This is a genomic window from Zoogloea sp. (assembly GCF_028693495.1).
Classification (GTDB): Bacteria; Pseudomonadota; Gammaproteobacteria; order Burkholderiales; family Rhodocyclaceae; genus Zoogloea.
The window spans coordinates 1-13104 of sequence record NZ_JAQUVG010000097.1 but is presented as its reverse complement, the minus strand read 5'-3'; the positions used below and the strand labels follow the sequence as shown (position 1 = coordinate 13104).

Below are 13104 nucleotides of genomic sequence, written 5' to 3'. Positions count from 1 at the left end.
GATTTCGAGCAAATATAAGTTGACCGCTCAAAAGAGCGGTCAGTTGCGATTGGGTCGGTTAGGGGATATATTTAGAACTTTGGATTGGAAAAATGTCTCAAACGAGGGGATGACGGTGAATATACATCACGGCACCGACCATCGGCCTGTTTCTGCTGGCCCTGGCTCTGGGCTATGCGTCGGGCGCCCGGGTCTCGGAAGGGTATGCCCGGGTGGTTGCCCGCAATTTCCTGGTGGCGGCCCTGCTGGTGGGGCTCGGGCTGACCCGCTGGACGGTGGAGGGCCTGTTTGCACACCTGCAGCCGGCAGGTGTGGCCTACCTGTTCTTCGTGGGCGGGGTGCTGTGTCCGGTGGCCTGGTTGCTGGGACAGACCGTGCCGGTACTGACCAACCTGATGAATCACCGGCGTACCGGGGAGGCGAGCGGTTACGCCCTGTACTGGTCCACGCTGGGCTCTTTCCTGGGGTCGGTCAGCCTTTCCCTGCTGGTGATGCAGTGGCTGGGGGTTTCCGCCGCGGTGCTTGTCTGCGCGCTGTTGCTGGCCGTGGGCAGCCTGGGTCTTGCCGGGCAGGATCCGGAAGGCGCGTTGGGTGCCCGACTGGCGGCGCTCGGGGTGGCGGGAGTGGTTGTGGTGCCCGGCCTGGTTCCTGCGGGCGGTGTCACCGACACGGCCCATGCCGACTACAGCGTGACGCCGGTGGCCCTGCCGGGTTACCAGGATGCCCGGGCGTTCTTCGTGAACAACTCCCTGGCCTCCCTCCTCGATGAGGCGGAGCCGCCCCGGTATGCCCGCTATGTGACACACCTGCGGCGCATCCTGCTGGAAGAGCTGGCTTTCCGGGACCGGCAGATCCTGGTGCTGGGGGCGGGGGGATTCACCCTGTCCCACCGGGAGGCCTCCAACCACTACACTTACGTGGACATCGACCCCGAGATCCGCGCTATTGCCGAGAGGGATTTCCTGCGGGCACCGATCCAGGGCAGCTTTGTCGTGGATGACGCCCGTCGCTACGTGATGGCCACCGACAGGCGCTTCGATGCGGTGGTGGTGGATGTGTTCAGCAGTCACACCTCGATCCCGGGGCATCTGGTGACCCGGGAGTTCTGGCAGGATGCCCGGCAGGTCCTGGCGCCCGGCGGGGTGCTGCTGGCCAACCTGATCCTCGATGGCAAGCTGGAAACACCCTACGCCCGCAGCCTGCTGGCCACCCTTGAGACGGTGTTCGGACGATGCGGGGTGGAGGTCCTGCACCGGAGCCAGCCGCTGTCCAACGTGATCGTCAGCTGCTATGCCAGCAGCCAGCCCGGGCCGCGTCGCATTTACCAGGACGAGCGTAATCCGGCCGACCTGGACCTGGCCCGCTCCCGTTAGGGATTCGAGCGTCTTGATGCCGGTCAATGAGCCCGGGCCGGGCGGTGACCTAGACTGCACCCACTCCCCAGCACTTCGAGACGAGACAAGCATGAAAAAAACCTACCTGCTCCCCGTGATCCTGGCCGCGCTGCTGGCGGCTTGTGGTAAATCCGAAGCGCCCAAGGCTGAGGCACCCGTTACCCCTGCGCCCATGGCGGCCCCGGCACCCGTGGCCAATACGGCTGCCGATGGTGGCAAGGGCGCCGATGTCTTCAAGAAAACCTGTGCCATGTGCCACCAGACGGGTGTGGCGGGTGCCCCCAAGCTGGGGGACAAGGCCGACTGGGGGCCCCGTATTGCCCAGGGCAACGACACCCTCTACAAGCACGCCATCGAGGGCTTCACGGGCGAAAAGGGCATGATGCCGCCCAAAGGGGGCAATACGTCCCTGTCCGACGAGGATCTGAAAGCGGCGGTGGATTTCATCGTTGGCAAGTCCAGCTGATTACAGTCCTCCGGCTTGCTCCGGGGCGTGTATTCCCCATGCAGCCATGCCCGGCCGGCGCCAAGCGGCCGGGTGTTTTTTTGCATCCCGCAGCACCCGATTTCATGGGGCGCCGATGTTGCCCGCCGTATTATCCTGACAGCTTGAGGCTCTCCCGGGAGCCTGGCATACAGGGGGGCAGGCCATGAACATCACTGCAGCGGTGGGCGCCTGGGAAAAGGCGGCCCGCAATCTTCGCCCGGACGTGGCGTGTGTGCAGCGGCTGCTGACGGATGCAGCGATGCGCCTGGGCCGGCCAGAGCTGGACCCGGGCGGCATTGATGGCCTGATCCTGCGGCCACCCCGGGTGTCCACCACAGTCAAGGCGATCCGCGCCTTTCAGGTGTTGTCGGGGATCAGTGTCGATGGGCGGGTCGATCCCGGGGGGCGCACCTGGCAGCATCTGGTGGGCGCCGTGGCCAGCCCGGTGGCGAACTCGGCGACCGGCACGGCCTGCTTTCCGTTTGCTTTGGCGGCTGTGGCCGACTGGCTGCATGCCCCGCGCTCTTTCGGGGCTCGTCGCAGTGGTGGTCGTCGGGCCCACGCGGGTTGCGATCTTTACGCGCCGGTCGGTCGAGCGATCCATGCGGTGAAGGCGGGCACGGTGTTGCGGGATCCCTATGATTTCTATGCTGAAACCGATGCCCTTGAAATCGACCATGGGGATTTCATCCTCCGTTATGGAGAGATCCAGCCAGGGTGTACCCTCCGGAGAGGCGATCAGGTGACGGGCGGGCAGATCATTGCCCGGGTGGGGCGCCTCGTGGGCATCGATGTGCCCAGCGCCATGCTCCACCTGGAGATGTATGCCGGGACGGCTGAGGGTCCGTTGTCGGTACGTGAGCCGGCCATGTCCGCACGAAGCCCCGACGGGGTGCCCTTCATGCGGCGTCGGGACCTGATGGACCCTACGCCTTATCTCAATGCCTGGCGTACCCGGCTGGCGGTGCGATGAGGCGGAACGGAAAAGCCTGGATGCTCGCGGGGATCCTGGGCGGGAGTGTGATTCTGTCCGCCGGGGCCGCTTCCCCATGCCTGGTCGGTCCCCCCGCAGCCGTCTACGCAGGGGATTTCAACGGGGATGGGCGGCCGGACCGGGCCTGGTTCGTGCCTTTCCAGGCACTGGGGCGCGCCTGGGTGGACGATCCCTGGACTGGTTTTCGTCACGAGGTGAAGGCGGGGGCGCCCGTGCTGGTGATGGCCCTGGGTGGCCAGCTGCCCCGCGAGGCCCGCTGCCGCCTGATCCAGAATCCACGTTTTTTCAGCACTCCCATCTGGGCCGAGGAGCCCCGACCTGTCCGGGTGCTTGCAGGGAGGGCGGTGGAAGCCGCTGGCTGGCGGCTCCGCTACCGACGCTGGCAGGGCGACGCCCTGCTGCTCGCCACCGAGGCCGGACCGGAGATCCTGCTGTTCTGGGACGGCCGGCGCTTTCGCATCGGCCGCTCCAGGGAGGTGCCCTGAGCGTTACCTCGCGTTCAGCTTTAATGGTGGTGGGTGTGGCCGCTGCTCAGGCTCTTGATCAGCTCCCGGGTGATGTCCCCATGGACCAGTACCTTGCCACCCTGGGCCTTCACGTGGGCTTCTGCGGCTTCCCGGGTGGCGAAGGCGGGGAGGTTGGAATCGTTCATCGGGCCAAGGGCCTTGGAGCCCTGGACGTAGAAGGCCTTTTTCGCATCCACCCAGGCTTTGGTGCCGTAATCAGCCACCCAGACGGCCCCCACGTCAGCAGCGGTGTGTTTCTTGTCGAACAGCACCATGCTGTTCAGGAAACGGAAGAGGTCCACCGGTGAATCGAAGGTGCTGGCGGTCTGGTCGTTGAATACGATCTGCCCCATCCACTGGGGAGTTCGGTAAGGGTACATGCCACACACCGGGCAGCGGGCCGAGCGCTGGACATACTGGGGAGACAGGTCACTCGCCTGGGCTGCCGGGCTGACCAGAAAGCTGGCCACCAGCAAGGGGGCCGCGAGCAGGGTGATGACGGTGGGTCGGCGCGAGCTCATGGGGTGACTCCGGTGGTCGGGAGGGTGTGCTTGAGCAGTGGATCGCTGAGCACGGCGTCCAGCACCGCCCGGAGGTTGTCCCAGGGGGCCGCGTTGCAGGTGGTCAGGGGGTCGTCGTAGAGGTGCCCATCAGCCCCGTGCAGATGGTTGGGGAAGGTGGCCAGATGCGGGTGGAGAGGCGCTGTGTCGATGCGCAGCTCGACCTCGCCCCAGATCCAGCTGATGGCGTAGGCGTCGGGGGCAGCCATCCGGGCCTCCAGGAGGCTGCCATTGTCCAGGCGGATGATCAGGGCATCCAGCTTCACTTCCACCGCTGCCTCCAGTTGTTCGCTGAAGGTCTCTTCGATGCGGGCGGCCAACTCCAGATGCAGGCTCATCGGGCATTCACCTCGGCAAGACGGGCCGCCACGTCGGCCCGGACCTGGGCGTGCAGATCGCTCAGCATGCGGACGGACAGGTAGTGTTCGTAGCCGGGGTGTTCCGGCAGATCTCCGCTCAGAATCGCTGCCAGGGCCTGTTCTGCAGTGCTGGCATTCAAGCGGCTCAGCATTTCATCCCGGGCGGTGCGAACCTCGTACATCAGCCGCGAGAGTTTTTCGATCTCCACGGCTTCTTCCGGGGGCAGATGATTGTAGAAGGGGTCCATGGGCTTACATCCTCTGGTCGTGGAGGGCTCCGCCGTCCAGGCGAGCCATGTCAGGGGTGATTTCTGCGAAGGGGAAGACCTTGCCGCCTTCCACTTCGGCAAACTTCCGGGCGCCTTCCCGGGTACCGAAGGAGGGGAGGGTTGGGCCCATCGCCCCCCGTTTCTTTGATCCGACCACGTAGAAGGCTGCCCGGGCTTCTATCCAGGCGCCACTGGGGGTGTTCCAGTCCGCCTTGTCCATGTCCTGGACGTAGGCTGCCACCACCTTGCGTGCCTGTTCGGGCTTCAGGAGCAGGGAGAACATCTCCATGGTGTCGCAGAAGAATTCCGGCTCGGGCTGGCCAGCATAGTGGATCTGGGCCTTGGGACCGGGGTAGTCCGCCAGTAACATCCCGTCCAGGGTGCAGTAGGTGTCCCGGGCGATCTCCTGGGGGGCTGCAGGGGTGTCACTGCTCTTGCCGCAGGCCGACAGCAGCGTGGCGGTGACCAGCAGCGCAGCGGCCCGGAGGGCGAGGGGAAGGATGTTCATCGTTCAAATCTCCAGATGGCGACGGCTAGAGGGGCAACGATCCAGGCCAGCATCACGCCACCCAGGGTAGCGGGATTGCTGAGGGCTTCCGGGAAGACGGTGGCAAGACCGTAAAGGGTGCGCACCTCATCAAGGCTGAATACGTTGAGGACCCGGAACACGTCGGCCGGGTTCAGGAGAAGAAGATAGGGAAAGATGGCTCCACCGTACTCGCCGGCAGTGATCACCAGGGCTCCCAGCAGCAGCAGGTCGAACACCAGCACAAAGAAAAACCAGGTGCCGATGGCCAGGCCCGAGGCCCGGGTCCGGTCGCTGGCGAACACCGACAGCATGACGGCGAGGCTCAGGAAGGCGAAGCCCAGGAGCAGGGCCGAACCCATGAAGCCGGCGTAATGGAAGAGGGCGTTGAGGGTGAGGCTGGGGGAAAGGATCACCCCCACGGCGCCAAAACCGACGATCGTCGAGAAGCCCAGGGCCCCGGCGAGGCCGGCGTACTTGCCGAGGATCAACTCCCGCCGGGTGATGGGCAGGGTGAGCAGCAGGTCCAGGGAGCCCCGCTCCCGCTCGCCGACGATGGCATCGAAGCCTAGGATCAGGGCGATGAGGGGAATCAGGTAGATCACCAGACTCACCAGGGAGGCGATGGTCACGTCGATGGAGCGAAAGCCGATTGCGCCCTGCTGGGCGGAGCCGAAGTAGGCGATGACCAGGGCGAAAACCGTGAACACCAGGGCCACTGCCAGGACCCAGCGGTTGCGGATGCGGTCCCAGAATTCCTTGCTGGCGATGATGCCGATCTGTCTGAAGTCGATGGAGAGCATGGCTCAGGCCCTATAGCCGAAGAACACGTCTTCGAGGGAGGGTTCGCGTACGTGGAGGTCGCGCAGGGTTTCACCCAGGGTGGCCAGGCGGGTCAGGGCGGGCATCTTGGCATCCCGGGAGAGGCGGATGTGGAGCAGGCTGCCGGATTCCTCGATGGCTTCGATGGCGAGGCCCTCCAGGACCCGGGCGACCTGCTCGCCCAGGCCGGCGCCGCCGGCGATCTCGAGGGTGAGGGGCAGGTTCATGGCTTCGCGCAGGGCCTGGACGGTGCCGGTAGCGCGGATCCGGCCGTCTTCCATGATGGCGAGGCGATCGACCCGCTCCTGGATCTCGGCGAGGATGTGGGAGGTCAGGACCATGGTCACGCCGTCATTCTTGAGCTCGCGCAGGATGCGGTAGAAGTCCCGGATGGCGCCCGGGTCGAGGCCGGTAGTGGGTTCGTCGAGAAACAGCAGGCGCGGAGTGCCCAGCAGGGCCTGGGCAAAGCCGAGGCGCTGGCGCATTCCTTTCGAATATTCGCGGACCCGCCGTCCGGCCGCTGCGGTGAGACCCACCTTGTCGAGCAGACCTGCGCATTCGCGACGCGCCACGGCTTTCAGGTCGGCAAAGAAATGCAGGGTTTCGAGCCCGGTGAGGTTGTCGTAGAGGACGACGTTCTCCGGCAGGTAGCCGATCTTGCGTCGGGTTTCCCGGAAACGTGGGCCGCTGATGGGCTCGCCGTCCAGGTGGATCTGGCCGGAGGTGATGGGGATCAGGCCGAGCATCATCTTGAACAGGGTGCTCTTGCCGGCGCCGTTGTGACCGATCAGACCGAACAGTTCGCCCGGGGCGATGGACAGGTCGATACCTTTCACCGCCTGGATGCTGCCGAAATTTTTGGTCACCCCGTGGGCTTCAACGATAGTGCTTGCCAAGCCAGTTTCTCCAGTCGGAATGTTCAGGACGCATGCGTGGCCTGGGGTCCACGATGCTGGGCGCGCGCAGCAGTGGAAACTGCTGGGCGATGAGACGCAGGGTCTGGATGGCCGGGCTGGCCAGCAGGAGCTTGACCATGGGGTGGCGCCAGGACAGACGGTCCACCATGTCATTGGCCTCGTAGGCCACGTCGCCGTGGCCGTCGCCGTTGCGGTCCCAGCCCACGTAGTTGCTCCAGTGATTACCGCTCTCGACGCCCCATTTTTCGTCTTTCGAGGCCACGTACTTCACCTGTTCGCGGTTGGAGATGAAGTCGTTCTTCTCCACCACGTTGCGTACCGAGCCAGCCCACACGTGCATGCCCACCTGGTTGTCCACTACCAGGTTGCCGCGCAGGGTATTGTATTCGGCGTCGTAGATGAAGAAGCCGCGGGCGTTGCCGGCCACGATGTTGTTCTCCACCACGGCGTCCTGGATGGTGCGCAGCATGATGCCGTGGTCGGAGTTGCCCCAGGCGCGGTTGTTGCGCACCACCTGGTCGCGTACCTCCATCAGGGCCAGACCACCCCGATTGTAGTAGGTGTCATTGTCCTCCCACAGGTTGTGGTAGGAGTTCATGTAGTGGGTGCCATAACGGCTGTGGTGCATCTTGTTGCCGCGGAAGATCGCCTTGTGGGAGACATCCACGTAGATTGCGTCGCGCACGAAGCTGATGTTGTTGCCGACGATGCGCGCGCCGGTGGTGTTGTAGAGCTGGATGCCGTTGCCCCGCTGGGAGGAGTCGAAGTCGCGTTTGCCGGTGATGAGGTTGTTCTCGATCAGCACGTCGTCGGCCTTTTCGATCCACAGGCCGAACAGGGTGTAGCTGAAGTCGCAGCGGATGACCCGGGCCCGGTGGGCGCCGGGCTGGATGTAAACGCCGGCGTTCTGGGCACCCAGATCGCCACCCGAGTCGGCAACGATGAAACCCTCGAAGCGCACGTCGGTGGCGATGATGCGCACCGTGTCGCCCTTGCCGCCGCCGTCGACGGTGGGTCTATCGACGCCGATGAGGGTCACGGGTTTGTCGATGCGCAGGTTTTCGGCGTAGTGGCCGCGGGCGACCCGGATGGTGTCGCCGGGGGCGGCCTGAACAATGGCGGCCTGGATCGATTCACCCGGTTTCACCTGCCACTCGGCGCCGTGGGCACAGCCCGTCACCACCGCGAAAAGAGCGGTAACGGAGGCGAGGTGGCGAAAGCTGCGTCGTTGCATGGGGGCAGGGCGAGATCTGAATGTTCGCCAGTGTGCGGCGAAATGCCGCAGCGGGCCTTGATTCATGTGAATTTGGCGGCCGTGCGGACCTTGGTTCCCGGCCTCAGGCGGCGTCCCTGGCTCGCTTGGCCTCGTTGAGGAGGAAGCGCTGGTAGTCGTCCAGGTCGCCGTCGAAGGGCTCGATGCCGCCGCGGGTGACCAGCCAGAACTCGTCGCAGACGGCGCGGAGCAGGGCGCGGTCATGGCTGACCAGCATCACGGTACCCTCGAACTCGTTGAGGGCGACGCTGAGGGCCTCGCGGGTGGCCAGGTCGAGGTGGTTGGTCGGTTCGTCGAGGAGCAGCAGGTTGGGGCGCTGCCAGACGATCATGCACAGGACGAGGCGGGCCTTCTCGCCGCCGCTCATGGTGCCCACCGGCTGCTTGACCATGTCGCCGCTGAAGTTGAAGGTGCCCAGGAAGCCGCGCAGATCCTGCTCGCGGCCGGCCACCCAGCCGCTCTTGCCGGCGGCGATGGTGTCCTTGGCGAGGCGGATCATGTGCTCCATTGGCGTGTCCTCGGGGCGCAGGACGTCGAGCTCCTGCTGGGCGAAGTAGCCGATGTTGAGGCCCTTGCCTTCGGTGATCTCGCCGCTCACCGGCGCCAGCGTGCGGGCGATGGTCTTGACCAGGGTGGATTTGCCCTGGCCGTTGGCGCCGAGGATGCCGATGCGCTGGCCAGCGTGCACCGAGCGGTTGATGTCGCGGACGATGACGGTGGGCGGCGTGCCGGCCGGGGCGTCGGTGGCGGGCGGGTAGCCGGCGGCCACGTCGACCATCGCGAGCATCGGGTTGGGCAGGTTGGCGGGCTCCTGGAACTCGAAGTTGAACTCGGCGTCGGCCAGCACCGGGGCGATCTTCTCCATCCTCTCCAGCGCCTTGACCCGGCTCTGGGCCTGCTTGGCCTTGCTGGCCTTGGCCTTGAAGCGGTCGATGAACTTCTTGAGGTGGGCGATCTTGTCGGCCTGTTTGGCGACGGCATTCTGCTGCAGCAGCATCTGCTCGGCGCGCATGTCTTCAAAAGTGCTGTAGTTGCCGCCGTAGCGCACCAGCCGGGCGTTGTCGATGTGCAGCGTGACGGTGGTGATGGCGTCGAGGAACTCCCGGTCGTGGCTGACCACGATGAGGGTGCCGGTGTAACGCTTGAGCCAGGCCTCGAGCCAGACCAGGGCGTCCAGGTCCAGGTGGTTGGTGGGTTCGTCGAGGAGCAGCAGGTCGGACGGGCACATCAGCGCGCGGGCCAGCTGCAGGCGCATCCGCCAGCCGCCCGAGAAGCTGTTCACCGGCTGCGAGAGCTCTGACACCTTGAAGCCGAGGCCGAGCACGAGGGCCTGGGCGCGGGCTTCGGCGTCGTGGGCGCCGGCGTCATGGAGCTCCATGTAGGCGTGGGCCATGCGCATGCCGTCGTCGCTGGCTTCTGCCGCGGCGACTTCCTGCTGGGCGGCCAGGAGTACGGTGTCGCCCTCGATCACGAAGCTGGTGGCGCTCTGATCTGTTTCGGGCATGTCCTGGGCGACCTGGGCCATGCGCCAGTGGCCCGGGATCGAGTAGTCACCGCCGTCTTCATGCAGGCTGCCGTTGAACAGCCCGAACAGGGATGACTTGCCGGCGCCGTTGCGCCCCACCAGGCCGACCTTCTCGCCGGGGTTGAGGGTGACGGAGCTGCGCTCGAGCAGCACTTTGGCACCGCGGCGGAGGGTGACGTTCTTGAGGGTGATCATGGATGAGGATGGCTGCAGGGAGGCCGCGCATGATAGCGGCCGAGGCTGGCAGCGCCCACGACTATTTGGCCCGGGGCACTGCCTGTCGAGCTCAGAGCGGCGCCCGGTCGATGGCGGAGAGCGTGGGGTTCACGTCGAAGATCTTGCCATTCACCTTGGGGACGCCGAAGTCCGTCAGGCGGGCGGTGTGCATGGTGAGGTAGGCCTCGGCGCTGGCCCGGTCGGTAAACAGGTAGATGCCGCCGGCCTCGGCGGTGGTGGGGTTTTCGGTCCAGATCTTCCAGATCAGGCCGGGCTCCCCGGCGATGGATTCGGCCAGGCCCCGGAGGGCTTCGGTCATGCCATCACCCCAGGGGCCGGCGAACGGAAAATCGACTTGCAGGAGGACGGGCATGGGGAGTGCTTTCTGGTCGGGTCACTGAGGATCAGAGGCTACGCCCGCGCCCCGGATTTGGCAAAACCTGCCGCGGGGGCTGTGTCATTTGTGGCATCGGGCATATCCACGCGGCGCGGGTAGTGCAAGAATGACGGGCACAACCTAAAGGGAGCGCACGTCATGAGCAACAAGCACCGGCATGTTCTCGAAGCGATCTTCCGCGATCCGGTAAGCAGCAACATCCAGTGGCGCGAGGTCGAATCCCTGCTCAACCACCTTGGAGCGACAGTCGAGCCCGGGCATGGCGCCCGCTTCCGCATCCTGCTCAACCGGCACGAGTTCTTCTTGCATCACCCCCACCACGGCAACGAGTTCACCAAGCAGGAGATCAAGCATCTGCGTGAGTCTCTGGCAGGAGCAGGGGTCAGCCTGTCGGGTTACGACGAAGAGCGGAAGTAAGCACCACCGATCCGCCCGGAAGGGCCCTCAGGGTCGTCGCAGGCCGTCGTGGGTGAGCATTCTGGAGTGTCCCGAGCCGTCTGGAGCCGGTAGTCTCAGACCTGCAGAATGCCTGCGGTCTTGAGCCCTATGAACAAGGCTGCACCGATCAGCAGGTTCTTGAAGCTCACGTAACACAGCATGTCCATTACCGAGGCCCGCCGGTACAGGCGGCCCCACCAGGGCCCTTCCTTCACGTAGGGCTTGGCGTCCAGCCGGACCAGCACCTCGAACACGCTCCAGCCGAACCACCAGCCGATGATGGCACCAGCCGAGAGATGGCCGAGGGCTGCCATCACCCAGGCGATTGTGGCGGCAAGGGCCAGGGCGAAGCCGGCGCCCTGGATGGCCTTGCGGGCAGGCTGACCCTTGCCGGCCCAGGGCCACAGGTGGTCGCGGAGTTCGGCGGCGAGCCACGCGGGGCCGCTGGACTGATCATAGGGCGGGTGGCGCAGTTCATTTTTGTCAGCGATGGTCATGGGGCCACTCCTTCCTTTTTGGTGTCCACCGGTGCCGGGTAAATGGGGATGAAATAGCCCTGGCCGTTGATCGGCGTGAGGGGCTGGCCGGCCTTGTCGCGGCGCTTGCGTTCGTGGGCGAGGGGCGGGCAGGCATGGTCGTCGTAGTAGAGCACCATGCAGTCGAGGCACAGCATGCATTCACGCTGATCGATGTTGCCCTTGGTGTCGATGGCCAGGGAGCCGCAGCCCTTGGCGCAGGCCTTGCAGCTGGTGCATTCGTCCTTCCGCTTGAGGCCGGACCAGCGGAAGGTGGTGGGCATGGCCAGGGCCGCGCCCAGGGGGCACAGATATTTGCAGAAAGGCCGCTCCATGAAGATCGAAAGGCCCAGCAGGCCACCGGCGAACAGAGTGTAGGGCCAGCTGCGGTTGAGCAGGCCGACCAGGAAGGTGGTCTTGAAGGGTTCGATCTCGGCGAGCTTTTCAGCCAGCCCCATGCTGAAGAAGGACACTGCCAGCAGGCCGAAGAAGATCGCGTACTTGAGGTTCTTCAGTTTGTCGTGGAGGGGCTGGGGCAGGTGGAACTGCAGGTGCTTGAGACCGATGGCGCTTCCCAGCTTGTAAAGAAGTTCCGACAGTGAGCCGAAAGGGCATAGCCAGCCGCAGAAAAGTCCCCGGCCCCACACGAAAACCGTGACGATGATGAAGACCCAGAAAATGAAGATCAGCGGATCGGACAGGAAGAGTTCCCATTTCCACTGGAAGAGCAGGCTGTGGAACCAGGTGAGCACCTGGGTGATCGACGGCTGCGCCATCGCGTAGAAGCCGACGAAGCCGATGCTCACCACCCAGCCGGTGTACTTGAAGGCATTTACCGGCCACTTATTGTTGCGGCTGGAGCGGCGTACCAGCCTGTCGCGGTTGGCGTAGGCAGCAGCGATGACGAGGAGCAGGGTGGTGAAGGCTGCGATATCCAGCGCCTTGTCCTTCCAGACCTTCAGCCACGTGGGGTCAGGCTTCTGCACCACGGGCCGCCCGCCTTCCAGGTAGGTGTCGGCGAGCCAGTATTCGCGGTCGAAGTTGGCGAAGGTCTTGGCGGCGGTCTCCTTGTCGATCTTGTTGCCGAGGAAGACCAGCTTCCAGGGGAAGGCGGCCGAGAAGCTCTTGCTGCGGATGATGAAGATCGCCGATTCATCGAAGGCCGGTGCGCCAGTTGCGGAGACACCCCACAGGTTGAGGTAGTCGAGGTCACGGAAGGTGAAGGAGTCGCCACCCTGGCGCACCTGAACGCGGTCGTAGATGCCGCCGCGCACGAAGCCGGAGCCCTTGAACGAGTCCATGCCGGCGGTCTTGATGATGAAGATGGCGTGCTCGCCTTCCTTGAGGCGGCCCATCAGGCCGGCGTAGCCGTCCTTGCCGAGGATGGCCTGGCCGACGGTGGGCTGGTTGAGGTAGCCGAACCACAGGTCCATGTAGGGCCGGCCGTCGTTCTTGAGACCGACCTCCTCGGGCTTGACGGTGAGGCGCTGCACGCTGCCGTCCTCGACGAGCTGGGCCCAGCCGGGCGTGGTGGTGGCCGGTGGAAACTTGGCCTGAGGCCGGACGACGGGCTTGAGGATGCCGACCTGCTTGGCCACCTCGCCGCCGGACAGCATCATGACCTGGTTCTGGGCGATGACGGTGACGGTGGCGCCGGTGATGGCGTCCAGGCCGATCAGGTTCTCCTCGGGGCGCGACCTGCCGATCTCGATGTTGTCGCCGACGAACTTGCCCAGGTACTGGTTGTTGAACTTGACCAGCGCTGATTCGGGGATGCCCAGCAGCAGGATGGGCTCGGAGTGCTTGAGGATCTTGATCCCGGAGAACTTGCCGGCGGTGTCCATGCCGATCAGGGTGACCACCGGCTTGCCCGAGTAGGCGGGGATGTCGGTGATGTCGGTGGACA

At 65.1% G+C, this 13104-nt stretch carries 16 protein-coding genes; 5 read left to right on the top strand and 11 right to left on the bottom strand.

Annotation, left to right across the window (positions count from 1 at the left end):
• Positions 1–119: 119 nt before the first annotated feature.
• The 4 genes from PHD22_RS13960 (at position 120) to PHD22_RS13945 (ending at position 3360) form a co-directional block, all read left to right on the top strand.
• Complete coding sequence (locus PHD22_RS13960; RefSeq protein ID WP_366520741.1) at positions 120–1373, top strand: fused MFS/spermidine synthase; 1254 nt, start codon at positions 120–122, stop codon at positions 1371–1373.
• A gap of 91 nt (positions 1374–1464) precedes the next feature.
• The gene (locus PHD22_RS13955; RefSeq protein WP_299868051.1) at positions 1465–1860 is read left to right on the top strand and encodes a c-type cytochrome; all 396 of its coding nucleotides are present in this window, start codon (positions 1465–1467) and stop codon (positions 1858–1860) included.
• 184 nt (positions 1861–2044) lie between these two features.
• On the top strand, positions 2045–2854 hold the full coding sequence (locus PHD22_RS13950; RefSeq protein ID WP_299868048.1) for a peptidoglycan DD-metalloendopeptidase family protein: 810 nt from the start codon (positions 2045–2047) through the stop codon (positions 2852–2854).
• 20 nt (positions 2855–2874) lie between these two features.
• Positions 2875–3360: an FG-GAP repeat protein gene (locus tag PHD22_RS13945; protein WP_299868045.1), complete on the top strand. Its 486-nt coding sequence runs from the start codon at positions 2875–2877 to the stop codon at positions 3358–3360.
• A gap of 20 nt (positions 3361–3380) precedes the next feature.
• Here the strand turns inward: PHD22_RS13945 and PHD22_RS13940 are convergent, their stop codons facing one another.
• From PHD22_RS13940 to PHD22_RS13900, 9 genes are all read right to left on the bottom strand, one after another.
• Positions 3381–3902, bottom strand: coding sequence for a nitrous oxide reductase accessory protein NosL (locus PHD22_RS13940; protein WP_299868042.1), 522 nt, complete (start codon positions 3900–3902; stop codon positions 3381–3383).
• Positions 3899–4279, bottom strand: coding sequence for a DUF6516 family protein (locus PHD22_RS13935; RefSeq protein ID WP_299868039.1), 381 nt, complete (start codon positions 4277–4279; stop codon positions 3899–3901). The genes PHD22_RS13940 and PHD22_RS13935 overlap by 4 nt, the downstream gene beginning before the upstream one ends.
• Positions 4276–4548 (bottom strand): hypothetical protein, encoded by a 273-nt coding sequence (locus PHD22_RS13930; RefSeq protein WP_299868037.1) that lies wholly within the window; start codon positions 4546–4548, stop codon positions 4276–4278. The genes PHD22_RS13935 and PHD22_RS13930 overlap by 4 nt, the downstream gene beginning before the upstream one ends.
• A 4-nt stretch (positions 4549–4552) precedes the next feature.
• Entirely contained in the window at positions 4553–5077 is a 525-nt protein-coding gene (locus tag PHD22_RS13925; RefSeq protein WP_299868034.1) for a nitrous oxide reductase accessory protein NosL, read from the bottom strand.
• Positions 5074–5889: an ABC transporter permease subunit gene (locus tag PHD22_RS13920; protein ID WP_366520740.1), complete on the bottom strand. Its 816-nt coding sequence runs from the start codon at positions 5887–5889 to the stop codon at positions 5074–5076. Before PHD22_RS13920 ends, PHD22_RS13925 begins: the two co-directional genes overlap by 4 nt.
• 12 nt (positions 5890–5901) lie before the next feature.
• Positions 5902–6813, bottom strand: a complete 912-nt coding sequence (locus tag PHD22_RS13915) for an ABC transporter ATP-binding protein (protein WP_299868028.1) — start codon at positions 6811–6813, stop codon at positions 5902–5904.
• A complete protein-coding gene (locus PHD22_RS13910; RefSeq protein WP_299868025.1) occupies positions 6794–8068 on the bottom strand; it encodes a nitrous oxide reductase family maturation protein NosD in 1275 nt (424 codons plus the stop codon). Before PHD22_RS13910 ends, PHD22_RS13915 begins: the two co-directional genes overlap by 20 nt.
• Positions 8069–8171: 103 nt before the next feature.
• A complete protein-coding gene (locus PHD22_RS13905) occupies positions 8172–9827 on the bottom strand; it encodes an ATP-binding cassette domain-containing protein (RefSeq protein ID WP_299868022.1) in 1656 nt (551 codons plus the stop codon).
• 91 nt (positions 9828–9918) lie between these two features.
• On the bottom strand, positions 9919–10221 hold the full coding sequence (locus PHD22_RS13900; RefSeq protein ID WP_299868019.1) for a monooxygenase: 303 nt from the start codon (positions 10219–10221) through the stop codon (positions 9919–9921).
• A 162-nt stretch (positions 10222–10383) separates the two neighbouring features.
• On the opposite strand from PHD22_RS13900, the gene PHD22_RS13895 reads away from it, so the two are divergent.
• The gene (locus PHD22_RS13895) at positions 10384–10662 is read left to right on the top strand and encodes a type II toxin-antitoxin system HicA family toxin (RefSeq protein ID WP_299868017.1); all 279 of its coding nucleotides are present in this window, start codon (positions 10384–10386) and stop codon (positions 10660–10662) included.
• Between the two features lie 95 nt (positions 10663–10757).
• On the opposite strand, the gene PHD22_RS13890 is transcribed toward PHD22_RS13895, so the two are convergent.
• Positions 10758–11180, bottom strand: coding sequence for a transcription regulator (locus PHD22_RS13890; RefSeq protein WP_299868014.1), 423 nt, complete (start codon positions 11178–11180; stop codon positions 10758–10760).
• Positions 11177–13104, bottom strand: a 1928-nt coding sequence (locus tag PHD22_RS13885) for a NosR/NirI family protein (protein ID WP_299868011.1), incomplete at its 5' end; no start/stop codon positions are given. The genes PHD22_RS13885 and PHD22_RS13890, both read right to left, overlap by 4 nt.